This is a genomic window from Comamonas sp. CAH-2 (genome assembly GCF_009668305.1).
Lineage (GTDB): Bacteria > Pseudomonadota > Gammaproteobacteria > Burkholderiales > Burkholderiaceae_C > Comamonas > Comamonas aquatica.
Window position 1 is genome coordinate 154,686 of the sequence record NZ_VSWF01000002.1, and the last position, 23,548, is coordinate 178,233.

Consider the following 23,548-nt stretch of genomic DNA (forward strand, 5'->3'; position numbering starts at 1 on the left):
GGGGTAGAGAAAAACCGCCCTCGGGCGGTTTTTGCGGCTTTGTCAATACGACTAATTGACCAGATGCTGTAATGGACTCAGCGGTGACACATCCGCCTCATAATCCACATGCTGGTAGCCAAAGCCGAACAAACGTAAAAACTCATTATGGTAGCCGACATAATCGGTCAGACTATCGATGGTGTCTGTCGTGACCTGGCCCCATAAGTCTTTCACCGCCTGCTGCACATGATCGCTTAGTTCTTTGCCGTCCATCCGTAACCGGCCGGCATCGTCCAGTTGCGGGGCTGTCGCATATAAGCCCTGGCGGAACAAACCATTAATCTGTTCAATACAGCCTTCATGGGTACCCTCAGCTTTCATCACCCGATACAACAGCGAGATATACAGTGGCATAATTGGAATAGCCGAACTGGCTTGAGTCACCAGGGCTTTTAATGACGCAACATAGGCTTTACCCTGCTGCGCACTGAGCTTAGCGGTAATGGCAGCGGCAGCACGATCCAGATCTTCTTTTGCCTTGCCGATTGTCGCCTTGCCGTAGATTGGCCAGGTGAGTTCCTTACCAATATAGGTATAAGCCACCGTCTGACAGTTGTCTGCTAACACACCGGCGGCATGCAGTTGATCCAGCCAGCGCTCCCAATCTTCGCCACCCATCACCTTAACGGTATTAAAGATTTCTTCGTCATTAGCCGGCTCTACCGACACCTCTTCAATTTCACGCTTCGACGTATTCAGATTCTTGGCGGTGTAAGCCTGACCAATAGGTTTGAGTACCGAGCTGTAAACCTCACCGCTCACCGGATCCTTACGCCGTGGAGCGGCCAGACTGTAGACTACCAGATCAATTTTACCCATTTCGCGACGGATCAAATCAATCGCTTTGGCTTTTAACTCATCGGTAAAGGCATCGCCGTTTAAGTGCTTGTTCCATAAACCTTCAGCATCAGCAGCAGCTTCAAAGGCGGCAGTGTTATACCAACCAGCAGAACCGGTTTTACCCTCTGTCGGTTCTTTTTCAAAGAAAATCCCCAGGGTTGCGGCACCTGAACCAAAGGCAGCGGTAATGCGTGAGGCCAGGCCATAACCGGTAGAGGCACCGATCACCAGCACATTCTTCGGACCACCGCTTACCGGCCCTTGCTGCTTAACATAAGCAATTTGCTCTTTTACATGCTCCGCACAGCCAACCGGGTGTGCGTTAGTACAGATAAAACCACGAATCTTTGGTTGAATAACCATAGCCAATCCTGTTGTTGTCTTTATGAAAAGTGTCGCTAGTGTAAAACTTTACCGCTAAAAACAGGTCGGATCAGCAAAAATCGTGCTTAGGATGCTTTTTCGGCTTTGCTGCCACCCAAGCACTTCGGCGACACCGGCGGCTTTTCCGCATAATATTCATACCATTCCGACGGCGTGTAGGTATGTAAGGCCAAAGCATGGATTTTCTCAGCCAGCTCTTCCGCGACAATGGCATTTACGGCACGGTGGCGCTGTAATAAGCGCATGCCCTCAAACTGCGGGGTCACAATCACCACCTTAAAATGCGACTCCGAACCTGGCGGCACATTATGGTTGGCACTCTCATTGACGACGTCCAGATGAATCGGGTTAAAAGCATCCAGTAATTTTTGCTCTATTGCAGTATGGATTAACATCTTGTCCAGCTCCTGTTGGCGTCCTGAACTTAATTTTAGTCAAAGCCGGCCGCTTTGTCCCCAGTCGATCAAGCTGCAGCAGCTTGATCTTGGCTAAGCTGATAACGGCATTATAAAAATAATTATTTTGGTGCTATGTATCTAAAGGTCAGATTGATCCGCTCCGTATTCGCCGCCGCCTGCTTCGGTAAGCGATGCAGCCAGTAGTGCTGACATTCGCCCGCCATCAACAGCAAGCTGCCATGCGGCAGCATCAGCTGCAGCTGACAGCCCAGCTCGCGATGCTTTAAATCAAAGCGGCGTGGATAGCCCAAACTGACCGACGCAATTTGCGGCGCGACACCCAGTTCCGGCTCATCATCAGCATGCCAGCCCATATGATCCTGACCATCGGCGTATTGATTTAACAACACACAATTAAACACGGATAGGAAATTCAACCGCATGAGGCCAAGTATGGCACGAGTTTTGGGCCTCGAAACACGTTCGGCCAAGGAAGGTTGAGCGCTCGCTTGCCGCTCAATGGCAAGAGCTTGGGAGGCAGTATGCATTTGGGCCTGGCGCGCGCGCAGCTGCTTCCCCGCAGCGATGGATACCGCCGCTTCACTGGGTCACCAATTGACGCGCTGGTCTACCTCGTCGGGTTGAGCTGCCAGATCCCAATCCGGCTCGCCTTGCGCACCATCATCCACCGGCGCGTCGCAGCCCTCCCACAGCGGTGGCCCGCGTGCCGGGGTGATGTGCGGGGGGGCAGACTCCACCCCGATGTGGTTCAGGATGTGGCGGATTTCGGCGCTGTGGGTGATGAAGGCAATGATGCGCATCTGCCCGCGCGGAAATCGCCAAGCTGCAGCGCGTGCTCGGCAAGAAGACCATGGAGAACGAAATCCTCAAGGAAGCCGTGGAGTACGCCGCAGAAAAAAAGTGGATTGCGCGCTCGCCCTTGTTGCCCGGGGACGACCAGTGAAAACGGTCTGCCGGACGATGGGGCTGGCGCGCTCGCATGTGCGCGACCTGCTCGGGCGCGAGGAGGACTGGAACGATGGTCGTCGCCACCGCACACCCACTGGCGATGCCGGGCTGCTTGCTGAGCTGCGCCAGGAAATTGCGCAGCTGCCCAGCTATGGCTATCGACGTGCCTGTGCCTTGGTCAACCGTCAGCGCGCTGCTCAGGGTGCACCGAAGGTCAATGCCAAGCGCGTCTATCGCGTGATGGCGGCAGCCGACCTCCTGCTGCCCAAAGCACCACGCCGGCGCCAGTCCGCACGCACCCATGAGGGCCGTGTGGCGGTCTCGCGCAGCGACCTGCGTTGGTGCTCCGATGGCCTGGAAATCAAGTGCGACTCGGGCCAGACCGTGACTGCCACGTTCATGAAGGATTGCTGTGACCGCGAGGTGATGGCCTGGCGGGCCTGGGAGGGCAAGGGGCTGCCAGGGGAGCCGGTACGCGAGATGCTCATCGAAGCCGTCGAGCGTCGCTTCGGTTCGGTCGAGGCGGTGCCGGCAGACCAGGAACTGGAGTTCCTGAGCGACAACGGTGGGGCCTACATCGCAGCTGACACCAGGGCGCTGGCGCGTGCGCTGGGCCTCAAGCCCATCAACACGCCCGTCTGTAGCCCGCAGAGCAACGGCATGGCCGAGAGCTTCGTAAACACCTTCAAGCGCGACTACGTGGCGCGCATGGACCTGCGTGACGCGCGCACGGTGCTGGCCCAGCTGCCGGCGGCCTTCGAGCACTTCAACGAGGTGCATCCGCACTCGTCGCTGAAAATGCGTTCGCCTCGGGAGTTCAGGCGGCAGCAGGCCGCAGGGTCTGACCGGGCGCTTTATTGCGAATAGGGCGGGACCGGGAATACAGGGGCAACATCAGTCGCGCTCCAGGCCGTAGTCGCGCTCCAAGGCCGTGCAAAGCTCGGCCAGCGCCCGATGCGAGTAGTACGGCTCGTGCATCGTGCGCCGCGTCGGGTGAATCTTGTTGATGGCGATGTGGATGTGCAGGTTGTCGGTGTCGTTGTGAACGGCACTGACGCGCTGGTGTTCGCCGTAGCCCAGCCCGGCGCAGATACGTTCCTCAATCGCGCGCAGGGTGTCGGCGCTGGGCTGCTCGCCGGCCCGGAAGCTGACGATCAAGTGATAGGTCTTGTCGCCCTTGGCCCGCGTGTTCGTGTGCTGGGTCGCCAGAACCTCCGTGATGGCGTCCTGCGCCGACACGGCATCGCAGTTCGTGATCTGCACCTGGCCCAGCCGGTGATCCTTGCTCTGCGCGTCGGTGACGTAGTTCACCAGGCCGGCGAAGTCGGACTTGCCCAGCGAACGCATGGGCACGTGCTTGGCGATCATCGGCCGGCCTCCGGCTTTTTAGCCGCTAAAACGCTCAAGGCTCGGCCCTCGGCTGCACCACGGACTTCATGAGTCGGCTCATTTCGTCCTGGGTGGCTTCGATCCGGCCCAGCAGGGCAAGGATCGTGGCGTCACCGAAGCGAGCCGTGCGCGGGTCGTCGGTCAGCCATAGCTTGAGCAAGCCGCCCAGCCGGCCAAGGTCGCCATTCACGCGCACCAGCTCGCGCACGTATTCGTAATCCATGACGCCCTTGATCTGGTAGCCCTGGCCCACGTCGCGCAGATAGCGCGCCACGCTGACCCCGGCCCTCTTGGCGTTCGCCTCGATCAGTTCGCGCTCTTCAGGAAGGCAGTACACCTTGATGGGCGGGCTGCTCTTCCGCGTGACTCTCTTCTCGTCGTCCATTCGCTCTCCAGCCGGCGGTAGCCGGCAGCCTCGCAGAGCAGGATGCCCCGTTGAGCGCCCCCGGCGCGAATAAGGGGAAGTGAAGAAGGACAACCCGCTTGCGGGTGGGCCTACTTCACACATCCTGCCCGCCTTACGGCGTTGTTTTTGCCTCGTATGACTCATCGAATTTCGCGCTGTAACCGCACCGTTGCTTCGCAACAGCGCGCCAGCAGCGGGAAAACCAACGGAAATTGCCAATGTCCGCGTGCTTGCAGCGATCCAAGAGGCCGGTAACAGCGTTTCAGCCATGCGCTTGCCGCGATTGAGCATGGAACTTTGCTTACTTCGTACCCTGCCCCATGGAGCCAGGCCGCGCATTGGTGATGTGCTGGCGAACGTACTTCAGGAACGTCTCATACCGGAAAGGGATGCGCCCGACCTCGCGCAGGTGCTCCCAGATGATCTTGAGCGCGTAGCCGGCCTCCATCGCTTCCTTCACGTCCGAGCGCACCGCCATGAAAGCGGCCAGGTAGTCCCTGCGCTTTGTTTGCGAGGTCTTCTGCTGAAGAGCCAGCCGTGCGGCCAGCTCCTCGGGGTAGCTGCTTTCTGTCGTCGCCATGTCCGTAAACCTCCGTTATCAACTGAACTACTCCGAAGGTTACGGAGTGCTGGCCTACACAACATTCCAATAATTGGCCGAAATGGTTGACATGGAGCCGATGACACAGGCACGCCCATCGAAACAGGGATGGCAGTTCATTCAGCACGGAAAATTGAACGCCAAGAGGGGAGTAGGCCGGGAGATTCCCCGCCGCTCGGCCCCTCAAGTGTCAAAGAGAGGATCGCATCGTCAGAAGTGGCGATGCGAGCTCCAGCGCCGGCGGCCGTCATCGTCAGAACTGGCGATGGGGCCCTCGGTGCATCGTCGGACGTGGCGATGGTCGACCATGGCCCGGACATGGCCAGCCTCGCCGGAGATGACGATGCTGCAGCTCGACGTAGCGCGCGAAAGAAAGGCCGATCTCATGACGTGGCCAGGGCATCGAATTGAACTGTTGTATGTTGTAGCGCGCTACAACATACAACATACAACATACAACACCTGCCTATTGACACTTGAGGGGCGCAGCGTTTTAGCCGCTAAAAAGAACCGGCCGGAGCTGACCGCCCTTCTGGCGTACAACTCGGCCGCAGGCCGACCATCGGCAAGGACTTGGCGTCGCCCTAAAGGGCGGCGGCAAGTGCCGCGCCTAGTGGATGATCTTGGAAGATCATGGATGGAATTTGCGGACTAGCCGCAAGCCCGCGCCGTTGCTCTGTTTTCCGGTTTGAGGCGGGGAACGTTGCTACGGGTGAAGGGGAACGTTGCTACGGGGCTTGGGGAACGTTACTACGGGCTTCGGCCTGCCAATTTCCCACTTCCCTGCCGCATACTCGCTGACCTTCCATCCCACGGTGGCAAGCTCGGCCAGAGCCTTGCGGGCCTTCTGGCGGCGCTTCTTCATGGCCTCGGCGTTCGCCTGGTCCGGCCAGACATAACCGGAAAGGGTATCCAGTTCCACACGCCCGGCTTTGCCCGGATCGATCCAGCCGCATAGCCGCTGGTGAATCAGACGGGCCGGGTCAGTCTGTAGCGCCCGCACCTCGGCCATCTCGATGCGGGTATACGGGCGACGCCCAAGAATCGCCTCTGCAATCTGAGGATTCAGCGCGACGAATAGCCGTCCGTCCTCCTCGTCGAAGGCGTAGCTCATCAGATGAAAAGACCTTTGCCTGCTCCCCTTGGTGACGACCACCGTCACGTTTGCCATGCGCAGCAAGCTCGCCTTGATCGCCCTGATATTGTCGCCGCCATCGGTCAAGCCGATTTCGCCTAGCAGGCTGGTCATACTCTCTCTCACGACCAGCGCATCCTGCCCTACCGCGTCGAACTTCGGCTCAAGGAATAGACGGAGTTGCTTCGGCAAGTCCGCTGTTGGCTCTGGCGTCAGGATGATGCCCTTCGGCCCTCCAAGAGCCACAAGACCTTGCAGCAGCCGCATGTCATCAGCACCAAGAGGCTCGAATCCGACGAACCGCGCTAGTTCATTTTCGGCGTAGTGATACGTCACATCGAGCTTGAGCTTCTTCCGTTCGCCGCGCTTGAGACTGCGGAACAAGCCGGGGACCAAGCAGTGCATTGGATCGTGCCTGGCATGGGTGAGGTCAAAAGCCATCGCCTCGCCTCCGACCGTCACGTCCCTTTTCCTCATTCCGGCTGGCCTCATACAGCTCCACCGGCACCAGCACGCCGCCGGCGTGCCGCATGTACCAGCGATCAAGCGGCGTGGCGTCGTAGTTCTGCTTGCTGACGCCGAAACGCACGAAGAAGCCGCGCCGCTCATCGCCGATGGGTTGCCGGTCATGGGCGCGGTCGCTGAGGCGCTTCGCCTCGTCCTCAGTCATGCGGGCGACGTAACCGCACCACCTGGCGTTGTCGATCAGCGCGGACGCGCCACGCGCGGCCTGCTGCTGGTCGGTCTGCCCTTCGCGGGCGCTTCCTTTGCTGACGTGGTGCAGGTAGAGCACGGATGCGCCCGTGGTAGCCGCGACCTGCTCCAGCACGGCCACGAGGTGGGCCATGTTGCCGTTGCTGTTCTCATCGAGGGCGTGGATGCGGCTCAGGGTGTCCAGCACGATCAGCCTCGCCCCGGCGCTGTACTCGATGACGCGGCGCAAGTGAGCCTCGTCCATGACGTTCAGGCGCTTGCCCATGATCGGCTCAAGCACGAGGTTCTCGGCGATGGCTTGGCGGGCTGTATGCCCGAGGTGCTGGCCGATGGCGTGAATGCGCCGGACAAGCGCGGGCGGCGGGTCTTCCCCGGCCAGATAGACCACGCGCCCGGTGTGTGCGGGGGCCAGGCCCACGAGGTCGCCGCCGGCAACGCTGCATGCGATGCTCATGGCCGCTTCCAGCGCCCAGAAGCTCTTACCCGTGGCTCCTGGAGCAACGAGCGCACCGACGGTTCCCGCAAGGAAGCCCGGCCATATGAAATCCAGAACCGGCGGTTCGCACTCGAACGCCGCCAGGACATCAATCGCCACGACTCAGTTCCCCGTTCCGTACAGGGACTCGTCGCTCAGCACCTCGGCGATCTGCGAGGTTCGGAAGTAGACCCGCCGGCCGATCTTCAAGCGGGCCTTGTTGATCCGCTGCGTCCATTCGTTCGTCGCACGCAAGCTGATCCGCAACCCATCAGGCGAACGATCCAGGACAGTGGCGAGCTGCGCGATGCTCAGCAGCGGGCCGAAGCGTTGCAGCAGCGTGTCTTCCATCGTCATTGCGTAAACCTCCGTTATCAACTGAATTGCAACGAAGGTTACGCAGCGCCAGGCTTGATGGCAGCTTATTAGTTGGCAATAATGGTTGACATGGAAAACGAAGAGCACGCTAAGAAGCGCCTTGGTCGCTACTACATCCCCATCTGGGAAGGATGCGACCCCACCGTTTCTCAGTCCATCAAAGATTTCCGCGAACGTTGGAAGCCATACTCCACGTCTTCGCGACGCTACCCCATCGGGCGACTGATCCAGGAAGTGATCGATCCTGCTGTAGCCGCCTACATGGCAACCCTTCCAGTACGTTACTCTGGCTATGTCCCCGGCGCCGGCACGGGTGTGGGCTTCAGCGCGATCATTGGACTGGTAGGACTTGACGCGATGGTTCGCGTGCAGCGCCAGTTGCTACGCCAGTTCATCAAAACGGAAGACCGACAGACGCCAAGGGATCATCGCTTTACCGCGACCCTCGAAGCCTTGATCGAACTGGTTTGCTGCTGTGCCAGCAAACGCCCGCAAACGTCTGCCCCCGCTCAGGGCGTCAGTCTCAATGCGCAACGGAAACACGGCTTCTGCGACTTCTGCGGAGAGCTGTCGGAGTTTTCCGCGTTCATGGCCAAGGTTGCGGAACAGCAGGTCAACGATGCGGAGCTTGAGAATCGCAAGAAGCTTGAACTTAGTCACCAGTATTGCGAGGGGCATCGACCCAAGCTAACGAATGGCGAATGGAACCCCGCATACAGACAGGCGAAGCGATCACTCGCACAGTTTGAACTTGAGCTAGCCAGGCTCAGCCAGCAATGCGCGAAGCCGGCAACGCCGCAAGTGAAATCGGGCGATCAACTCGTTGACGGCTACTTCTTCCACTATGTCATGCGCCAGACGTTGCAACCGGCAGACAAGGCGGAACTGCGCAACCAGGCGCGGCTGATGGTGGACTCGAAGCTATCCGATCGCAAGAAGCAGATCTTGATGCTCCAGTGGTCTGGACTCAATCAGTCGGAGATTGCGCGAAGGTTGGGCATCGCGCGCCAAGCGGTATCGAAGGCGCTGGCATCAATCCCCGCAATGTTTCACTTGAAGAAGAAGCGCCCCATCCGCTGATTTCTTTTGGCGTCAACCAAAAGGGTCAATCATTAGGCCGAATCGATCCGCATTGACAGGCACCATCAGGCACATATTCGCAAGTGACTGAAGAGGCCAGGGGATGCAGGCAACCACAAGTAAGACACTCATCAACCGGAAGAAGCTACTGGCGATGATCCCGCTGTCTGAGCGAACGATCTTCAACATGGAACAGCGCGGGGAGTTCCCGCGCCGGATCGCACTCACCAGCCGAAACGTCGCCTGGGACTTGGCAGAAATCGAGGAATGGATCGAGGCACGCAAGTCATCGGGCACGCAGGCCATGCGACCCGGCTTCACCCCGTCGGTCGCAGCCACCGCTTTTTAGCCGCTAAAACGCCGCGCCCCTCAAGTGTCAATGACAGCCGAGGCCAAGGTCGCTGTTCTGGAGGCGCTGCCTACCTGCCCTCCTCTGACTTAAGCCTTCGGCCGCTTGAGCGTCCATTCGTCGATCATGTCCGCCCAGTCCTGCAACATCGCCGTCCGCTGCTCGCGGTACTCGGCCTTGTTGTAGACGGCCCTGACGCCTCTCTGTTCGTGCGCCAGGCACTTCTCGATCCAGTCCGTGTTGTAGCCAGCCTCGTGCAATAACGTGCTGGCCGTGCGCCGCAAGTCATGCGGCCCGAACTTGGCGAGCGGCTTTCCTTCCTTCTGCGCCAGCCGATACGTCAGCGTCAGCACCTGGTTGAGCGTGGCGCTGCTCATGGGTAGGTCCGAGTCGTACCGCGACGGCAGCACGTAGTCCGATCCACCGGCGAAGGTTTTCAGGGCAATGAAGATGTCCAGCGCCTGGCGGGACAGAAACACCAGGTGCGGATTGCGCCGCTTCATCCGCTCCTTCGGGATCGTCCAAAGCGCGTCGCTGAAATTGATCTCGCTCCAGGTCGCGTTGGTCAGCTCGCTCTTGCGCACCATCGTCAACAGCAGCAGCTTGGCCGCCGCCCGAATGGATGGCGCTGTGCCAATGCGCTCCATGTACTGGTACATCAGGCCGATCTCGTCGGGCGTCAGCGCACGGTCGCGCGGCTCGAATTTGGCGATGGACGTTGGACGCACCAGCTCCGCCGGGTTCTCGACCTTCTGGCCACGCTCGATGGCCCAGCGATAGACCTGCATCACCACCTCGCGGACATGCACTGCCGTTGCCGGCGCGCCGCGCTCCACGATGGCATCGGTCAGTGCCCGCAAGTCCTCGTGGGTAATCTCGACCAGCTTCTGATTGCCGAATTTCGGCTTCAAGTCGCGCTCGTAGACTGAGCGGCGCATGTCGCGGGTGGAGTCGGCCATCTGGTAGCCGCGCAGCCACTTCTCCGCCCAGGCCCCGAATGTCTCCGCGTCCTTGACGCGGGCCTTATCCCGCGCCTTCTCCTTGGCCGGTGACTTCCCGGCCGCGACCATCTTCTTGGCCTCGCCCAACCGCTCGCGGGCTTCCGCCAGGGTGATGCCGCCGACACCGTAGCGGCCGAAGGTGATGGTCTCCTGCCTACCGTGGATCGAGTAGTTGTAGCGGAATGAGATCGCTCCGGCGGCCGTCACGGCTACATAGAGGCCGTCACGGTCATTCACCTTGTAGAGCTTGTCCTTCGGCTTGAGGTTGCGCAGCTTGGTATCGGTCAACATGGTTCTCGCCCTGATTCAGCTCAAATACCATGATCCGAAGACCGGCCCGCCCTGGCGTAAAACATCCATTAAATCATCGTGTTACGCAAATTCGATACCATGAACATTCGCAAGGTGGTTGCATGGTATCGGCGACTTCTCATGGCATAGAAGCATTCAATGCCATCCATCATGCCATGAAAAAACGGTGCTTGGCGATGCCAAATGTTGCCAGGCGGTGCCGAACGAGATCACAAAAAAGCCCGCAATGACGCGGGCTTAGGTGTGCTTTCGTGCTACTAGATGCCAACCGGTGCCAGACGCCGAATCACTCCCACTCGATGGTCGCTGGTGGCTTGGTGCTGACGTCGTAGGTCACACGGTTGATGCCGCGCACCTCGTTGATGATGCGGCCGGACACTTTCTTCAGCAGGCCATAGGGCAGCTCCGCCCATTCGGCGGTCATGAAGTCGCTGGTGACCACGGCACGCAGGGCCACGACGTAGTCGTAGGTGCGACCGTCACCCATCACGCCCACGCTCTTGACGGGCAGGAACACGGTGAAGGCCTGGCTGGTCAGGTCGTACCAGCTCTTGCCGGTCGCTTCGTCGATCCAGTTGTTCAGCTCTTCGATGAAGATGGCGTCGGCACGGCGCAGCAGGTCGGCGTATTCCTTCTTCACTTCACCCAGGATGCGCACGCCCAGGCCAGGACCGGGGAAGGGGTGGCGGTAGACCATGCCACGGGGCAGGCCCAGGGCCACACCCAGTTCGCGCACTTCGTCCTTGAACAGGTCGCGCAGGGGCTCCAGCAGCTTCAGGCCCAGTTGCTCGGGCAGGCCACCGACGTTGTGGTGGCTCTTGATGGTGACCGCCTTCTTGGACTTGGCGCCACCCGACTCGATCACGTCGGGGTAGATGGTGCCCTGGGCCAGGAAGGTCGCGCCCTTGGCGCCGGCGTTGGCCGCCTTGAGCTTTTCGGCTTCAGCCTTGAACACGTCCACAAACAGGCCGCCGATGATCTTGCGCTTGGCTTCCGGCTCGCTCACGCCGGCCAGCTTGCCCAGGAACAGCTCGGAAGCATCCACGCGAATCACCTTGGCGTGCAGCTTGCCGGCGAACATGTCCATGACCATGTCGCCTTCGTTCAGGCGCAGCAGGCCGTGGTCCACGAACACGCAGGTCAGCTGGTCGCCGATGGCGCGGTGGATCAGTGCAGCCGCCACGGAGGAATCCACGCCACCGGACAGGCCCAGAATGACTTCTTCGTCACCAACTTGTTCGCGAATCTTGGCCACGGCTTCTTCGATGTAGTCGCCCATGATCCAGTCCGCCTGCGTGCCACAGATGTCCAGCACGAAACGGTTCAGCATGGCCTGGCCCTGCACGGTGTGCGTGACTTCGGGGTGGAACTGCACGGCGTAGAAACGGCGGGCTTCATCGGCCATGCCGGCGATGGGGCAGGATGGGGTCGAGGCCATCACCTTGAAGCCTTCGGGCAGCTGGGTGACCTTGTCGCCGTGGCTCATCCAGACCTTGAGCATGCCGTGGCCTTCGGCGGTCACGAAGTCTTCGATGCCTTGCAGCAGCTGGGTGTGGCCATGGGCACGCACTTCGGCGTAGCCGAATTCGCGGCTGTCCGAGCCTTCGACCTTGCCGCCCAGTTGGGTGGCCATGGTCTGCATGCCGTAGCAGATGCCCAGCACGGGAATGCCCAGCTCGAACACGGCATCCGGGGCACGGTCGTCCACTTCGTAGACCGACGCGTGGCTGCCCGACAGGATCACGCCCTTGAGGCGGCCATCGGCGGCAAATTCGCGCACCCACTCGCTGCTGACGTCGCAGGGGTGGACTTCGCAGTACACATGGGCTTCGCGCACGCGGCGGGCAATCAGCTGCGTGACCTGGGAGCCGAAGTCAAGGATGAGGATCTTGTCGTGTTGCATGGTGTTATCCAAGGGCAAGAGGAAGGGGATTCGGGGTCAGAAATCTTCGGCCGCCCACAGCGCGATTCCGCGTTGGCGGGCGGCAGCGATCTGGGCGGTATCGAACGTGGCCAGCGGCAGTCGCAACGACTGCGCCAGCCACAGGTAAGCGGCATCGTAGGTGGGCAGGCCGGTATCCAGCGCCACGTCCAGCACGGCCTTGTGCTGGGCGGGCGCCAGCTCGTGCAGCTCCACACGGTGGCGGATGGCTTCCAGCACGCCCCACAGCCCCTCGACGGAGCCATGCGGAATACGGCCCTGGTGCACGCCCGATGCGATCAGGTTGCCACACTCCCACTGCCAGAGGTTGGGGGCCTGCGGCTCCACCTCGTCGCGGCGGATGCGGACATACAGGCGCTGGGTGTGGGGGCTGGCCTGATCGGGCAGCAGCCAGGCGGCGGTGACGGAGGTGTCCAGCACAAAGGCGGTCATGCGCGGCTCCGGCCGGTGTGACGCAGCTCAACTACAGAAACTGTAGCTGCTGGCGCTTGTATGGTGCGCTGCAATGCCTGAATTTGCTCCAACTCCCGCGCAATCTGCTCGTCGGTGATCACCGGCCGGCGGCGCACCGGCAGCATGCGCACCACTTCCTTGCCGTGGCGCGTGATGCGCACCTCTTCGCCGGCCTCGACCAGTTCGATCAGGGCAGAGAAACGGGTCTTGGCTTCGTAGATACCGACGGATTGCATGGGATGGAAATAAAAAAATCTGGCCGAACCAGAAGTTCAGACCAGATTTTAGCATTCTGACCAGAACTATGTGGTTCTGGTCTGTTGAAATCACCCCACACCGTGCCAGCACTGCTTTCGCTACAGGCAGCGAGCAAGCGTCGCCTGGCAGTGACACAACTATCCCGCTGAGGGGATGCCGCGCAGCGGCACCGGGGGTGATCGACGATCAGTCGGCGCGGTAGTTGGGCGCTTCCTTGGTGATCTGCACGTCGTGCACGTGGGACTCACGGATGCCGGCGGCCGTGATTTCCACGAACTCTGCCTTCTCGTTCATCTCCTTGATGGTGGCGCAACCGCAGTAGCCCATGGAGGCGCGCACGCCACCGGCCATCTGGTAGACGATGGAGACCATCGAGCCCTTGTAGGGCACGCGGCCTTCAATGCCTTCAGGCACCAGCTTGTCGGCATTCGGGTTGCCGGTGGACGATTCCTGGAAGTAACGGTCGGCCGAGCCCTGCTGCATGGCACCGATGGAGCCCATGCCGCGGTAGCTCTTGTACGAACGACCCTGGTACAGGATCACTTCGCCGGGCGCTTCTTCGGTACCGGCGAACATGCCGCCCATCATGATGGTGGAGGCACCTGCCGCCAGGGCCTTGGAGATGTCGCCGGAGAAGCGGATGCCGCCATCACCGATCAGCGGCACGCCTGTACCCTTCAGGGCATCGGCCACGTTGGAGATCGCCATGATCTGGGGCACCCCCACACCGGCCACGATGCGTGTGGTGCAGATGGAGCCAGGGCCAATACCCACCTTGACCGCGTCGGCACCGGCTTCCACCAGGGCCAGGGCGGCAGCGCCGGTGGCAATGTTGCCGCCGATCACGTCGATCTGGGGATAGTTCTGCTTGACCCAGCGCACGCGGTCGATCACCCCCTTGGAATGGCCGTGGGCCGTGTCCACCACGATGGCGTCCACACCGGCCTTGGCCAGCAGCTCGACACGCTCTTCGGTGCCAGCGCCCACGCCCACCGCAGCCGCCACACGCAGGCGACCGGCCGCGTCACGCGCGGCATTGGGGAAGTTGGTCTGCTTGTTGATGTCCTTGACGGTGATCAGGCCCTTGAGCTCGAACGCATCGTTGACCACCAGCAGGCGCTCCAGCTTGTGCTTGTTCAGCAAAACCTTGGCCTGGGCTGGGGTGGTGCCGTCCTTTTCGTTGACGGTGATGAGCTTCTCGCGGGGCGTCATGATCTCGCGGACCTTGACGTCGTAACGGGTTTCAAAGCGCACGTCACGGCTGGTCACGATACCGATCACCTTGCCGCCATCGCACACGGGGAAACCGGAGATGCCACGCTCTTCCGACAGCTGCAGCACCTGCAGCACGGTGTGCTCGGGGGTGATCACGATGGGGTCATGCACCACACCGGATTCATGGCGCTTGACCTTGGACACTTCGGCCGCTTGCTCCTGGGCCGTCATGTTCTTGTGGATCACGCCAATGCCGCCTTCCTGGGCAATGGCAATCGCCAAACGCGCTTCGGTGACCGTGTCCATGGCCGCCGAGACCAGGGGCAGGTTCAGCGTGATGTTGCGCGTGAACTGGGTGGAAAGAGAAACGTCCTTGGGCAGGACTTCGGAGTAGGCGGGAACGAGCAGGACGTCGTCGAAGGTCAGTGCTTTTCCGAGAAGGCGCATTGTGAAGGCTCCAAAAGAAAGATTGTAGCTTTCTCCGTGCAAGCACGTGCCGCGCACGCAACAAGAAACCTTGCAACTGGCAGCTACACTTGCCCTATGAACGCCCTGCACTTCTGTCTTGCCACAACGCTGCTCGCGTGCTCCCAGGCTGCTTTCGCCCAATGGCAATGGGTGGATGAAAGTGGCCGCAAAGTGTTCAGCGACCGACCGCCGCCAGCGCACATCGCGCCACACCAGATCCTGCAGCAGCCGCGGCCTGCATCGGCAGCCACCCAGCGCATCATCTACCCGGCCGAGAACGGCTCCGCACCCGGCGCCGTCATTGACCCCAAGGAAGCGGAGGCCGCTGCCAAGGCCCAGGCCCTGAAGGCCGAGCAAGAGGCCCACAAGGCTGCGGAAGCCAAGGCGCAGGAAGACAGCAAGAAAGAGGAAGCCCAGCGCAAGGCCGAGGAAGCCGAGCGCAAGAAAAAGGAGCAGGAAGTGGCCAAGGCGCGGCAAGAGAACTGCCAGCGCGCCAAGTCCACCCACAGCACCATGCAGTCCGGCATGCGCCTGGTGTACACGAATGAAAAAGGCGAGCGCAGCTACATGACCGAACAGCAGCGCCAGGCCGAGTTGCAGCGCGCCCAGGAAGCGATCAAAAGCAACTGCCCCTGACCGAGCACGCAGCCGCCTGCCCTGGCGGCAGGCCAACCCCAGCCGCCAGCAGCGCCAAGCGCAGGTTGTGCAAGACCAGGCGCTGTGCAGCGCGCTAGAGCACACTCCCCCCTGACTCTGCGGTCAATACCCCGATTTGCTGTTGGGCCGGCGGCTGGCAAACAGGCCGACCCCCCGGGCACCCTGCTGGGCAAAGCGCTCGCGGCGCGCCACCTTGGGGTCCACCTTCAGCGGCTGGTACAGCTCCACACGATCGCCGTCCTGCAGGCCATGGTCCGGCGCCAGGGTACGCCCCCAGACACCGCAGGCAGCGTGCGTGCCGGGCTCCAGCCCGCAGGCGCGCAAGGCATCGTGGATCTGGGCGCCGGCCGGCAGCGCCACGCTGCGTTCCTGCACCTGGGCCTGGGCATCCACCCAGACCACCTGCACCGCCAGCATGCCGGTCTCAGCCATAGACTTTTTCGGCGCGCTTGATGAAGGCATCGACCATGGAGTTGGCAATCCGGTCGAAGATGGGGCCGATCAGGGCCGCCACCGCGTTGCTGTCAAAGCCATAGTCCAACTGCAGCTGCACCTTGCAGGCACGCTGCGAGCCATCGCCCACGGGGTGGAACATCCAGTGCCCCTCCAGGCGCGAGAACGGCCCCTTGATCAGGCGCATGCTGATCTTGTGCTGGCCTTCGTGCACGTTGCGGGTCACGAAGGATTTGCGCAAGGCCCCCATGGACATGCCCACCTCGGCCGTCATGCTGTGTTCGTCCTGCTCCAGCACCTGGGTGTGCGAGCACCAGGGCAAAAATTCTGGATAGCGCGCCACGTCGGCCACCAGGGCGAACATTTCTTCGGGGCTATACCAAATGAGGACGGACTTGTTGACGTTTTTCATGAAAGCAAAAGCCTGCGTGGCGCATGCCCTGGGGCATTGCACCGGCAAACGGGTGGCGCGAGGCTGAAGAAACTAGAATTGCTGCTTAGCGGGAGAAACGCCCATTGTAGGTAGAGCCCGGCATCTGCGGGTCACCCGCCCAGAAAGACCCATGGCAAAAAAACCAGAAACACCATCCCGCATCGCGGAGAACAAGAAAGCGGCGTTCAACTATTTCTTCGAGGAACGCCATGAGGCCGGCATCGTGCTGCACGGCTGGGAAGTCAAGGCCCTGCGCAGCGGCAAGGCGCAGATCAGCGAGGGCTACGTCATCATCAAGGAAGGCGAGCTGTACCTCATCGGCTGCCAGATCCAGCCGCTGAAGACCGCCTCCACCCACGTCAACCCGGACGCCGCACGCATCAAGAAGCTGCTGATGAAGAAGGACGAAATCCGTCGCCTCATCGGCAAGGTGGAACAAAAAGGCTACACCCTGGTGCCCACCAAGCTGTACTGGAAGAACGGCCTGGTCAAGTGCGACGTGGCCCTGGCCAAGGGCAAGGGCGAGCACGACAAGCGCGATGTGATCAAGGACCGCGAAGGCAAGCGCGAGGTCGAGCGCGCGATGAAGAGCCGCAACCGCTGAATCGGCAGCACACTTTCAATAAAAAGAGCTGCCAGCGCTGTCTTGGCAAGGTTTTCAGGTCGCAATGACTGGGAATCCTTGGCAAGGCAAGCGCTGGCAGCTCTCTTTTTGTTGGGGCCTTGCGCCGCGGCACTACCTGCGCGGCCCACGATGACCGCCCCCTGTGATGCAGAACACCAACGGTCTGCACCAAATTCGTGCCATTTGCACCATCTCAACGCTGTCACAAAAACTTCATCTCTAAAATTTCGAAGGCGCATTCACACCGTCAATACACAAAAACCCGCAGCCAGCCTGCGACCCAACGGATTTCGAGGAAACCACCATGTCTTATGGCAACTGGCCGATTGGCCGCAAGCTCGCGGCCGTGCTCGGCAGCATCCTGCTGCTCTTCGTCAGCAGCAGCGGCCTGGCCATCTACCAGTCCCTGCAGCAGGACCGCATGCTGTCGCACATGATGGACGAGGTGCTGGTGACCGAGCGCGCCCTCAAGAACTGGTCCATGAACGTCACCGCCGGGGTGCAACGCGCTGCGGCGATTGCCAAAAGCGACGATGCCAGCCTGGTGCAGTACTTCGACAAGGCCACCAAGGAAGCCACGGCCGACACCGCCGTACAGATGAAGATCATCAACGCCCACCTGCGTGATCCGGCGCAGCTGGCCCTGCTGGAAAAATCCTCCAAGCTGCGCGATGCCTACCTGGCGCAGCGCAAGGAGATCGCCGCGCTGAAGGCCGCCGGCAATGCCGAGGGGGCGCACCGCGTCTTCACCCAGCAGTTCGAGCCCACCATGACGGCCTACCTGCAATCCGTGGCCGACCTGGCGGACGCGCAGCGTGCGCTGTTCGACCAGCTGTCGGCCCAAAGCCGCCAGTCGCGTACCGCCAGCATGTGGCAGCTGGGCGTATTCACCAGCGCGGCCCTGGCCCTGGGCCTGCTGTTTGCCGTGCTGGTCACGCGCAGCATCACCCGCCCCCTGCACCTGGCCCAGCAGGCCGCGCGCGAGGTCGCGGCGCTGGACCTGAGCGGCACGCCCCAGACCCACTACCACAGCGATGAAACCGGACAGCTGCTGCGCAGCCTGGACGAGATGCGCAGCACCCTGAACCGCACCATGGGCCAGGTGCTGCAGTCGGCGCAAAGCATCTCCACCGCCAGCGAAGAAGTGGCCAGCGGCAGCAACGACCTGAGCAGCCGCACCGAGACCACGGCCGCCAACCTGGAGCAAAGCGCCAGCGCGATCGAGCAGCTCAGCAGCAGTGCCCAGCAGTGCACGGAGGCCACGCGCCAGGCCGAGGCGCTGACGCGCAACTCCTCGCTGGCCACGCAGCAGGGCTATGACAAGACCCAGCACGTGCAGCAGACCATGGAGCAGATCCACGCCAGCAGCCGCAAGATCGGCGACATCATCGGCGTGATCGACGGCATCGCCTTCCAGACCAACATCCTGGCGCTGAACGCCGCCGTCGAAGCGGCGCGCGCCGGCGAACAAGGCCGCGGCTTTGCCGTGGTGGCCGGCGAGGTGCGCACCCTGGCCCAGCGCAGCGCCACCGCCGCCAAGGAAATCCGCCAGCTGATCGACACCAACCTGCACAGCGTCAGCGCCGGCACCGCGCAGGTGCACGATGCCAGCCAGGCCATGCAGGCCATCCTGGACAACGTCACCCGCGTGCAGGACATCGTGGCCGAGGTCAACGCCGCCACCAACGAGCAAAGCCAGGGCGCGGCCCAGGTCAACCAGGCGATTGCCCAGCTGGACCAGATGACGCAGCAGAACGCCGCCCTGGTCGAAGAATCCAACGCCGCGGCCGCCCACCTGCACGCCCAGGCCAGCCAGCTGCGCCAGGTGGTCGAGGCCTTCAAGCTGTCGCAGCAGCCCACGGCACAGCGCGCGCACACCCTGCCCCGCAGCCGCGAGCCCGCGTTGCTGTCTGGATAAAAAAAGAGCGGCCAGCGCTTGCCGGCACAAGGTTTCAGCCGCAAAAAGCCCTGAAACCCTTGCCAGACAAGCGCCAACCGCTCACGGAATTGATAACCCCAGCCACCGGCCACGCCGCGTGGCTTTTTTAACGCCACGCTCCTGGCCGCAGCTGTCCGGCCAGGCGCGGGCACTAGAGCACTGGACAGCGGCACCCGCATGGGGCCTGGCCGCTGCGGCCATGGCGCGGCGGGGTGTGGCCGCCTCAGTCCTTCAGGCTGGCCAGCGGGTGCGAATGCGCCGGCCAGGGGCTGACGAAGAACGCGCGCCACAGGGCCTCGGGCACGTCCTCGATGCGCGCGGGGTTCCACTGCGGGTTCTGGTCCTTGTCCACGGCCAGCGCGCGGATGCCTTCCACGGTTTCGGACTGGCCGGGGCGCAGGTAGAAGCAGTGGCGCACCATGTCGCGCTCCATCCGCAGGTCGGTGGCCACATCCATGCCGCGCGCGCGGCGGATCTGCTCCAGCACCACCCACAGCATCAGGGGCGAACGCTTGCGCAGTGCCGCAGCCGTGGCCTGTGCCCACTCGCTGGCGGTGTCGGCCTCCAGCGTGTCGATCATGGCCTGCAGCGTGGGCAGGCCAAACACGCGGTCGATGTCCGCCGTGCTGCGCACCACACCGGGCGCCTGGGCCTGCGTGCGGGACTGCACAAAGGCCTGCACGGCCTCACCGCTGGCAAAGTTCTGCTGCGCCAGGGCATCCCAGACGGCGCCCTGCTCGCTCGCGGGCAGGTAGACATCGGCCAGCTGGAAGGCGATCGCCTCGGCCGCGCCGATGGTGTCACCCGTCAGCGCCAGCCACTCGCCCACGGCACCGGGGCAACGCGACAGGAAGTAGCCGCCGCCCACATCGGGGAACAGGCCGATGATGGTCTCGGGCATGGCCATCTTGGTCTTCTCGGTCACCACGCGCAAGCTGGCGCCCTGGCTGATGCCCATGCCACCGCCCATGACGATGCCATCCATGAAGGCGATGTAGGGCTTGGGGTAGGTGAAGATCAGGTGGTTGAGGGCGTATTCCTCGGTGAAAAAGTCTTCCAGCTGCGGGTTGCCCGTGCTGCCGGCCTGGTGCAGGAAGCGGATGTCGCCGCCGGCGCAGAAGTGGCCGAACACGCCTTCCTTGTGGCTGCCGCGGATGGCCACGGCCAGCACGGCGGGATCGTCCTTCCAGGCCAGCAACTGGGCCAACAGGTCACGCACCATGCCCAGGGACAGGGCGTTGATGGCCTTGGGGCGGTTCAGGGTGATGAAGCCGACCTGCCCGTGCACTTCACTGACGATATGTTGCTCAACCTCGCGCATTGTGTCTCCTTGGTTCTTGTTCAGGGGGAATCAGTGGCCCGCATTGTGCCCCAGCGCCCAGGGGCTGCACGTCTCCGACGCACCAGGGCCCATGCCGCGCCTTCAGCGCGCCCAGCGCCGCAGCCCCAGTTCCTCGGCCAGCTGTCGAAAGGACTGCAGCTGGTTTTCCACGTGGTTCTGCAAGGGCTTACCCGTCAGTTCCAGCGGGAACAGCCCATGGCGCGCCTGCAGTCGCGCATAGCCGGGCGCGGTCACGGCCTCCTGGAAGGCCCGCGTCCAGGCCTGCGCCACCTCGGCAGACACATTCGCACTCAGGTACAGGCCCCGCACCGTGGGCCACACCAGCTCCACACCCTGCTCACGGGCCGTCGGCACCGCCGCCCAGTCACCCGGCAACCGCTGGGGGGCAAACACCGCCAGCAAACGGATGGGGGCCCCGCCCCTGATGCGCTGGTGCACCTCGGCCGCATCCCCGCAGCAGACTTGCACATGCTTGCCTTGCAAGGCCTCCAAGGCCTCGCCCCCGCCTTCAAAGGCCACGAAACGCATGGCCTTGTGGTCCCGGACCGCTGCCCGCACCAGCAAGGCGGTCTTGACCCAGTCCTGGCTGCCCACGGTGCCGCCAGCGCCAAACACCACGCGCGACACATCGTGGCGCAGTGTCGTCAACAACTCCTGCAATGTTTTCCACGGCGCATCCCGGTGCACAGCCACCACGCCATAGTCCGTGCCCAGCGTGACCAGCCAGTGCACCGCCGTCGGCGCATGCGGGCCAAAACGCCCCTGGGCCAGGTTCAGCAAGGAGCCACTGGAAAACGCCACCAGCGTGTGGCTACCGCCCAACTGGCCCGACGCCACCCGGTCAAACGCCACGGCACCAATGCCCCCGGGCAGGTAACGCTGCCCCAACGGCGGCCGCTGCGGGCGCACGGCCTGCAAGGCATCGCGCGCTAACGCGCAGGTCAAGGCGAAGCCGCCACCCGCACGCGCCGGGATCACGCAGTCGGCAGCCAGCAGACTGGGGTCGACCGCTGCGGCGCTCTGCGCCTGTGCCAAGCCTGGCGCCGCCACCCAACTGCCGGCCCATGGCAGCAGCGCCCAACCACGCAGCACGCGACGGCGGGACAGGCGGTCAATCGAAAGAGGTTGTTTCGGCATGGGCAAGCGGAGGACGTCAAGGTGCAGCGACTGTATCGGCAGCGGCGGTGATGCGTGGCCACACGATCATGGCATGCAGCCCTGGGCCTGTGCTGCGGGCCGCCAGCAGCAGGTGGCCGCCGTGGCGCTGGGCGATTGTGCGCACGATCGACAAGCCCAGGCCAAAACCGCCCTGCCCGGCATTCGCGCCGCGCCGGAAACGCTGCCCCAGCGCCGCGCGTTCGGCCTCCGTCAGACCTGGTCCGCTGTCCTCCACCTGCAGAGACCAGTCATGGGCATCGGCGGCCGCAGACAAGGTGATGCTGCCCTGCACCGGGGTGTACGCAATCGCGTTGGCCACCAAATTCGACAGGGCCTCGTGCAGCAAGCCGGGATCGCCCACCGCCACCAGCGCGGGTGCTGCCGACGGCTGCAAGCCCAGGTCGATGCGTTTGGCCCGTGCCTGCGGCAACCACTGCAGGGCCACGGCCCGCAGCAGCGCCTGCAGATCCACGGGCACCATCGCCACCGCCGCCGTATCGCTGCGCCCCAAGGCCAGCAGCTGCTGGGCGCTGCGCGTGGCCCGGCCGATCTCGTTGGCCAGCGCGTCCAGCGCCGTGCGCACCTGCCCTGCATCGTCCGTGCGGCGCGCATAATCCACCTGCATCTGCAAGGTGGTCAGGTGGGTGCGCAGCTGGTGCGATGCATCGTCGAGAAATTCGCGCTGCACGGCGATCAGCTCCTGGCTGCGCCGCATCTGCTGATTGACCGCTGCTACCAGGGGCCGCACATCGGCGGGCAGGTCGCCATCATCGATGTGTGTCAGGTCATTCGCCGAGCGCGACTGCACCTCGCGCGCCAGGCGGGCCAATGGCCGCAAGGCCACCATCAGCACCACGGCCGAACCACTCAGCAGCAGCAGCAAGACCAGGGCATCGTGGCGCATCGCGCCGCGCACGAAACGGTCGCTGAACTCCTGGCGCGAGCGCGTGCTTTCGCCAATCTGCAGCAACACGCTGGCCTGGCTGGGCGCGTCCTGCACGCCTCCCAAGGCGCGGCGGTAGGCGGCAACCCGCAAGGGTTCGCCAAAGTACACGGCGTCATAGAACACGGGGGTTGCCAAATCGGGCGGTTGCGCGGGTTCGGGCAGGTCGGCGCTGCCCAGTTCCACCAGGCCGTCCGATGTCGCCACACGAAAAAACACCTGGCCACTGGCCGTCAGCTCAAAGAACTCGAACATGCGGTATGGCAGCTCCACCGACAGCCCGCCCGAGGCCGTGGAGATGTTGGCATCGATGGACTTGAGCGCCCCCAGCAAGGAGCGGTCATAGGCCGCATTGGCCGCCGCCAAGGCATCCTGGCGCGTCATCCACAGCTCCAGGCTCATCACCAGCAGCAAGGCTGGCAACAGCCACAGCGCCAGGCGCTGCCACAAGGTGCTGCGCCGCCACCAGCGCTGCAGCCAACGGCCTCCGGTGGACTGTGCCCCGCGCTTAATCCGCTTCCAGCACATAGCCCAGTCCCCGCAGCGTGACGATGCGCACGCCCTTGCCGTCCAGGCGCTTGCGCAGCCGGTAGATGAAGACCTCGACCGCTTCCGGGTGCACATCCTCGTCGTCGGAAAACACGCGCTCCAGAATCTGCGCCTTGGACAGTGGCTCACCGCTGCGCAGGATCAGCACCCGCAGCACGCTCAGCTCGCGGGGCGACAAACTCAGCACCTGCCCGGCCAGCTGGAACTGCTTGCGGCCACTGTCGTAGATCAGGGGGCCGCAGGCATGGCGCGCATGCTCGCTGCCCCGGGCACGGCGTACCAAGGCGTGCAACCGCGCCTCCAGTTCCGCCAGGGCGAAGGGTTTGAGCAGGAAGTCATCCGCCCCCGCATGCAGCGCGGCCACCCGGATGTCCAGCGCATCCTGTGCCGTCAGGATCAATGTGGGCAGCCGCTGGTCACGCGCCCGCAGGCGCTGCAGCACCATGCGGCCATCCATGCTGGGCAGCCCCAGGTCCAGCACCAAGGCGTCGTAATCGCCGTGCTGCAGGGCGCGATCGGCCAGCAGGCCGTTGTCCAGCCAGTCGACCTGGATCCCCGCATGCTCCAGCGCCTTGCTCAGCCAGGTGCCCAGGGCTTGTTCATCTTCAACCAGCAGGATTCGCATAGATGGCAATGCTAA

General features: G+C 62.8%; 25 protein-coding genes and 3 pseudogenes. 7 read left to right on the plus strand and 21 right to left on the minus strand.

What is annotated here, in order from left to right; translation table 11 throughout:
• Positions 1–51: 51 nt before the first annotated feature.
• The 4 genes and pseudogenes from fabV to FYM52_RS02845 form a co-directional block, all read right to left on the minus strand.
• Positions 52–1,245: an enoyl-ACP reductase FabV gene (fabV, locus tag FYM52_RS02830; protein WP_154163020.1), complete on the minus strand. Its 1,194-nt coding sequence runs from the start codon at positions 1,243–1,245 to the stop codon at positions 52–54.
• 86 nt (positions 1,246–1,331) lie between these two features.
• Positions 1,332–1,661: a BolA family transcriptional regulator gene (locus tag FYM52_RS02835; RefSeq protein ID WP_154163021.1), complete on the minus strand. Its 330-nt coding sequence runs from the start codon at positions 1,659–1,661 to the stop codon at positions 1,332–1,334.
• Positions 1,662–1,783: 122 nt separating this feature from the next.
• Positions 1,784–2,107: an alpha-ketoglutarate-dependent dioxygenase AlkB gene (locus tag FYM52_RS02840; RefSeq protein ID WP_238826088.1), complete on the minus strand. Its 324-nt coding sequence runs from the start codon at positions 2,105–2,107 to the stop codon at positions 1,784–1,786.
• Between the two features lie 165 nt (positions 2,108–2,272).
• Positions 2,273–2,491, minus strand: a pseudogene (locus FYM52_RS02845) (IS91 family transposase); the annotation flags it as partial.
• Here FYM52_RS02845 and FYM52_RS02850 point away from each other — a divergent pair.
• Positions 2,482–3,500: pseudogene (locus FYM52_RS02850) on the plus strand (IS3 family transposase); the annotation flags it as partial. The pseudogenes FYM52_RS02845 and FYM52_RS02850 sit on opposite strands and share 10 nt — an antisense overlap.
• Before the next feature lie 30 nt (positions 3,501–3,530).
• Here the strand turns inward: FYM52_RS02850 and traI are convergent.
• The 3 genes and pseudogenes from traI to FYM52_RS02865 all read right to left on the minus strand — a co-directional run.
• Positions 3,531–4,001 (minus strand): annotated as a pseudogene (gene traI, locus FYM52_RS02855) (TraI/MobA(P) family conjugative relaxase); the annotation flags it as partial.
• A gap of 34 nt (positions 4,002–4,035) precedes the next feature.
• Complete coding sequence (gene traJ, locus FYM52_RS02860) at positions 4,036–4,407, minus strand: conjugal transfer transcriptional regulator TraJ (protein ID WP_127170737.1); 372 nt, start codon at positions 4,405–4,407, stop codon at positions 4,036–4,038.
• A 322-nt stretch (positions 4,408–4,729) separates the two neighbouring features.
• Positions 4,730–5,008, minus strand: a complete 279-nt coding sequence (locus FYM52_RS02865; protein WP_011805735.1) for a TraK family protein — start codon at positions 5,006–5,008, stop codon at positions 4,730–4,732.
• Positions 5,009–5,372: 364 nt separating this feature from the next.
• Between FYM52_RS02865 and FYM52_RS18840 the strand changes: the two genes are divergently transcribed.
• The gene (locus tag FYM52_RS18840; protein ID WP_154163022.1) at positions 5,373–5,684 is read left to right on the plus strand and encodes a hypothetical protein; all 312 of its coding nucleotides are present in this window, start codon (positions 5,373–5,375) and stop codon (positions 5,682–5,684) included.
• A gap of 51 nt (positions 5,685–5,735) precedes the next feature.
• Here the strand turns inward: FYM52_RS18840 and repC are convergent, their stop codons facing one another.
• The 3 genes from repC to FYM52_RS02885 are packed head-to-tail and all read right to left on the minus strand — an operon-like array spanning position 5,736 to position 7,710.
• The gene (gene repC / locus FYM52_RS02875; RefSeq protein WP_154163023.1) at positions 5,736–6,605 is read right to left on the minus strand and encodes a replication protein C, IncQ-type; all 870 of its coding nucleotides are present in this window, start codon (positions 6,603–6,605) and stop codon (positions 5,736–5,738) included.
• Positions 6,595–7,473 carry a helicase RepA family protein gene (locus FYM52_RS02880; protein ID WP_162524634.1) on the minus strand — a complete coding sequence of 293 codons (879 nt, stop codon included), beginning with the start codon at positions 7,471–7,473 and terminating at the stop codon, positions 6,595–6,597. Before FYM52_RS02880 ends, repC begins: the two co-directional genes overlap by 11 nt.
• A gap of 3 nt (positions 7,474–7,476) precedes the next feature.
• Positions 7,477–7,710 (minus strand): Plasmid-related protein, encoded by a 234-nt coding sequence (locus tag FYM52_RS02885; protein WP_015039729.1) that lies wholly within the window; start codon positions 7,708–7,710, stop codon positions 7,477–7,479.
• 81 nt (positions 7,711–7,791) lie between these two features.
• Here FYM52_RS02885 and FYM52_RS02890 point away from each other — a divergent pair, with 81 nt between their 5' ends.
• Both FYM52_RS02890 and FYM52_RS02895 read left to right on the plus strand, forming a co-directional pair.
• Positions 7,792–8,811, plus strand: a complete 1,020-nt coding sequence (locus FYM52_RS02890) for a LuxR family transcriptional regulator (RefSeq protein WP_179954924.1) — start codon at positions 7,792–7,794, stop codon at positions 8,809–8,811.
• Between the two features lie 103 nt (positions 8,812–8,914).
• A complete protein-coding gene (locus tag FYM52_RS02895) occupies positions 8,915–9,160 on the plus strand; it encodes an AlpA family transcriptional regulator (protein ID WP_026437060.1) in 246 nt (81 codons plus the stop codon).
• Positions 9,161–9,249: 89 nt separating this feature from the next.
• Here the strand turns inward: FYM52_RS02895 and FYM52_RS02900 are convergent, their stop codons facing one another.
• The 5 genes from FYM52_RS02900 to guaB all read right to left on the minus strand — a co-directional run bounded on the left by FYM52_RS02900 (position 9,250) and on the right by guaB (position 14,788).
• On the minus strand, positions 9,250–10,452 hold the full coding sequence (locus FYM52_RS02900; RefSeq protein WP_101516787.1) for a site-specific integrase: 1,203 nt from the start codon (positions 10,450–10,452) through the stop codon (positions 9,250–9,252).
• A gap of 307 nt (positions 10,453–10,759) precedes the next feature.
• Complete coding sequence (gene guaA, locus FYM52_RS02905) at positions 10,760–12,376, minus strand: glutamine-hydrolyzing GMP synthase (RefSeq protein WP_154163025.1); 1,617 nt, start codon at positions 12,374–12,376, stop codon at positions 10,760–10,762.
• A gap of 36 nt (positions 12,377–12,412) precedes the next feature.
• On the minus strand, positions 12,413–12,847 hold the full coding sequence (locus FYM52_RS02910) for a type II toxin-antitoxin system VapC family toxin (protein ID WP_154163026.1): 435 nt from the start codon (positions 12,845–12,847) through the stop codon (positions 12,413–12,415).
• A complete protein-coding gene (locus FYM52_RS02915; RefSeq protein ID WP_043386393.1) occupies positions 12,844–13,104 on the minus strand; it encodes a type II toxin-antitoxin system Phd/YefM family antitoxin in 261 nt (86 codons plus the stop codon). The genes FYM52_RS02910 and FYM52_RS02915 overlap by 4 nt, the downstream gene beginning before the upstream one ends.
• 208 nt (positions 13,105–13,312) lie before the next feature.
• On the minus strand, positions 13,313–14,788 hold the full coding sequence (guaB, locus tag FYM52_RS02920; RefSeq protein WP_043386395.1) for an IMP dehydrogenase: 1,476 nt from the start codon (positions 14,786–14,788) through the stop codon (positions 13,313–13,315).
• Between the two features lie 96 nt (positions 14,789–14,884).
• Here guaB and FYM52_RS02925 point away from each other — a divergent pair, with 96 nt between their 5' ends.
• Positions 14,885–15,445, plus strand: a complete 561-nt coding sequence (locus FYM52_RS02925) for a DUF4124 domain-containing protein (RefSeq protein WP_154163027.1) — start codon at positions 14,885–14,887, stop codon at positions 15,443–15,445.
• Positions 15,446–15,568: 123 nt separating this feature from the next.
• Here FYM52_RS02925 and FYM52_RS02930 read toward each other — a convergent pair whose 3' ends face one another.
• Positions 15,569–15,898, minus strand: a complete 330-nt coding sequence (locus FYM52_RS02930) for an RnfH family protein (protein ID WP_154163028.1) — start codon at positions 15,896–15,898, stop codon at positions 15,569–15,571.
• Positions 15,891–16,331: a type II toxin-antitoxin system RatA family toxin gene (locus FYM52_RS02935; protein WP_042418355.1), complete on the minus strand. Its 441-nt coding sequence runs from the start codon at positions 16,329–16,331 to the stop codon at positions 15,891–15,893. The genes FYM52_RS02930 and FYM52_RS02935 overlap by 8 nt, the downstream gene beginning before the upstream one ends.
• Positions 16,332–16,482: 151 nt before the next feature.
• On the opposite strand from FYM52_RS02935, the gene smpB reads away from it, so the two are divergent.
• Both smpB and FYM52_RS02945 read left to right on the plus strand, forming a co-directional pair.
• On the plus strand, positions 16,483–16,956 hold the full coding sequence (gene smpB / locus FYM52_RS02940; RefSeq protein ID WP_042418352.1) for an SsrA-binding protein SmpB: 474 nt from the start codon (positions 16,483–16,485) through the stop codon (positions 16,954–16,956).
• A gap of 325 nt (positions 16,957–17,281) precedes the next feature.
• Positions 17,282–18,895 carry a methyl-accepting chemotaxis protein gene (locus FYM52_RS02945; RefSeq protein ID WP_154163029.1) on the plus strand — a complete coding sequence of 538 codons (1,614 nt, stop codon included), beginning with the start codon at positions 17,282–17,284 and terminating at the stop codon, positions 18,893–18,895.
• 244 nt (positions 18,896–19,139) lie between these two features.
• Here FYM52_RS02945 and FYM52_RS02950 read toward each other — a convergent pair whose 3' ends face one another.
• From FYM52_RS02950 to FYM52_RS02965, 4 genes are all read right to left on the minus strand, one after another.
• The gene (locus FYM52_RS02950) at positions 19,140–20,237 is read right to left on the minus strand and encodes an enoyl-CoA hydratase/isomerase family protein (RefSeq protein ID WP_154163030.1); all 1,098 of its coding nucleotides are present in this window, start codon (positions 20,235–20,237) and stop codon (positions 19,140–19,142) included.
• Positions 20,238–20,339: 102 nt separating this feature from the next.
• Positions 20,340–21,395 (minus strand): tripartite tricarboxylate transporter substrate binding protein, encoded by a 1,056-nt coding sequence (locus FYM52_RS02955; protein WP_154163031.1) that lies wholly within the window; start codon positions 21,393–21,395, stop codon positions 20,340–20,342.
• 16 nt (positions 21,396–21,411) lie between these two features.
• A complete protein-coding gene (locus FYM52_RS02960) occupies positions 21,412–22,887 on the minus strand; it encodes a sensor histidine kinase (RefSeq protein WP_154163032.1) in 1,476 nt (491 codons plus the stop codon).
• Positions 22,868–23,533, minus strand: coding sequence for a response regulator (locus tag FYM52_RS02965; RefSeq protein ID WP_154163033.1), 666 nt, complete (start codon positions 23,531–23,533; stop codon positions 22,868–22,870). Before FYM52_RS02965 ends, FYM52_RS02960 begins: the two co-directional genes overlap by 20 nt.
• Between the last annotated feature and the right edge of the window lie 15 nt (positions 23,534–23,548).

What these genes read in the sequence shown, in the direction of transcription:
- FYM52_RS02865 (WP_011805735.1), bottom strand. Translation starts at nt 5,008, where the DNA reads ATGGCGACGACAGAAAGCAGCTACCCCGAGGAGCTGGCCGCACGGCTG.
- guaB (WP_043386395.1), bottom strand. Translation starts at nt 14,788, where the DNA reads ATGCGCCTTCTCGGAAAAGCACTGACCTTCGACGACGTCCTGCTCGTT.
- FYM52_RS02835 (WP_154163021.1), bottom strand. Translation starts at nt 1,661, where the DNA reads ATGTTAATCCATACTGCAATAGAGCAAAAATTACTGGATGCTTTTAAC.
- FYM52_RS02950 (WP_154163030.1), bottom strand. Translation starts at nt 20,237, where the DNA reads ATGCGCGAGGTTGAGCAACATATCGTCAGTGAAGTGCACGGGCAGGTC.
- FYM52_RS02900 (WP_101516787.1), bottom strand. Translation starts at nt 10,452, where the DNA reads ATGTTGACCGATACCAAGCTGCGCAACCTCAAGCCGAAGGACAAGCTC.
- FYM52_RS02960 (WP_154163032.1), bottom strand. Translation starts at nt 22,887, where the DNA reads ATGTGCTGGAAGCGGATTAAGCGCGGGGCACAGTCCACCGGAGGCCGT.
- FYM52_RS02925 (WP_154163027.1), top strand. Translation starts at nt 14,885, where the DNA reads ATGAACGCCCTGCACTTCTGTCTTGCCACAACGCTGCTCGCGTGCTCC.
- FYM52_RS02955 (WP_154163031.1), bottom strand. Translation starts at nt 21,395, where the DNA reads ATGCCGAAACAACCTCTTTCGATTGACCGCCTGTCCCGCCGTCGCGTG.
- FYM52_RS02895 (WP_026437060.1), top strand. Translation starts at nt 8,915, where the DNA reads ATGCAGGCAACCACAAGTAAGACACTCATCAACCGGAAGAAGCTACTG.
- FYM52_RS02885 (WP_015039729.1), bottom strand. Translation starts at nt 7,710, where the DNA reads ATGACGATGGAAGACACGCTGCTGCAACGCTTCGGCCCGCTGCTGAGC.
- FYM52_RS02945 (WP_154163029.1), top strand. Translation starts at nt 17,282, where the DNA reads ATGTCTTATGGCAACTGGCCGATTGGCCGCAAGCTCGCGGCCGTGCTC.
- FYM52_RS02840 (WP_238826088.1), bottom strand. Translation starts at nt 2,107, where the DNA reads ATGCGGTTGAATTTCCTATCCGTGTTTAATTGTGTGTTGTTAAATCAA.
- FYM52_RS02935 (WP_042418355.1), bottom strand. Translation starts at nt 16,331, where the DNA reads ATGAAAAACGTCAACAAGTCCGTCCTCATTTGGTATAGCCCCGAAGAA.
- FYM52_RS18840 (WP_154163022.1), top strand. Translation starts at nt 5,373, where the DNA reads ATGCTGCAGCTCGACGTAGCGCGCGAAAGAAAGGCCGATCTCATGACG.
- FYM52_RS02890 (WP_179954924.1), top strand. Translation starts at nt 7,792, where the DNA reads ATGGTTGACATGGAAAACGAAGAGCACGCTAAGAAGCGCCTTGGTCGC.
- traJ (WP_127170737.1), bottom strand. Translation starts at nt 4,407, where the DNA reads ATGGACGACGAGAAGAGAGTCACGCGGAAGAGCAGCCCGCCCATCAAG.
- guaA (WP_154163025.1), bottom strand. Translation starts at nt 12,376, where the DNA reads ATGCAACACGACAAGATCCTCATCCTTGACTTCGGCTCCCAGGTCACG.
- FYM52_RS02965 (WP_154163033.1), bottom strand. Translation starts at nt 23,533, where the DNA reads ATGCGAATCCTGCTGGTTGAAGATGAACAAGCCCTGGGCACCTGGCTG.
- smpB (WP_042418352.1), top strand. Translation starts at nt 16,483, where the DNA reads ATGGCAAAAAAACCAGAAACACCATCCCGCATCGCGGAGAACAAGAAA.
- fabV (WP_154163020.1), bottom strand. Translation starts at nt 1,245, where the DNA reads ATGGTTATTCAACCAAAGATTCGTGGTTTTATCTGTACTAACGCACAC.
- FYM52_RS02910 (WP_154163026.1), bottom strand. Translation starts at nt 12,847, where the DNA reads ATGACCGCCTTTGTGCTGGACACCTCCGTCACCGCCGCCTGGCTGCTG.
- FYM52_RS02915 (WP_043386393.1), bottom strand. Translation starts at nt 13,104, where the DNA reads ATGCAATCCGTCGGTATCTACGAAGCCAAGACCCGTTTCTCTGCCCTG.
- repC (WP_154163023.1), bottom strand. Translation starts at nt 6,605, where the DNA reads ATGGCTTTTGACCTCACCCATGCCAGGCACGATCCAATGCACTGCTTG.
- FYM52_RS02930 (WP_154163028.1), bottom strand. Translation starts at nt 15,898, where the DNA reads ATGGCTGAGACCGGCATGCTGGCGGTGCAGGTGGTCTGGGTGGATGCC.